Here is a 354-nt window from a genome sequence, read left to right as displayed (position 1 = left end):
GAAGTGGGCATTCACATTGCGGATGTTTCGCATTTTGTTTTGCCAAATACAGAACTGGAAAAAGAAGCTTACCGCCGCGCTACTTCGGTTTACCTGGTAGACAGAACGGTACCAATGCTCCCCGAAAAGCTTTCCAACAATCTTTGTTCACTCAGACCTAACGAAGATAAGCTCGCATTTTCAGCCATTTTTGAAATCAGTCCAAAAGGAAAATTATTGAAAGAATGGTTTGGAAGAACCGTGATCCATTCTGACAAAAGATATAGCTACGAAGAGGCGCAGGCAGTACTGGATTCAGGAGAAGGTGATTTTCCGAAAGAACTGACTACGCTGAACAATCTTGCTAAAATATTC

1 pseudogene is annotated in these 354 nt (G+C 42.1%); it reads left to right on the top strand.

From position 1 onward, the window contains the following. A pseudogene (locus tag ACTIE6_RS02555) lies at positions 1–354 on the top strand (RNB domain-containing ribonuclease); the annotation flags it as partial.

Source organism: Dyadobacter sp. (assembly GCF_051859145.1).
GTDB lineage: Bacteria > Bacteroidota > Bacteroidia > Cytophagales > Spirosomataceae > Dyadobacter.
This window is presented reverse-complemented; position numbering and strand designations above follow the sequence as displayed.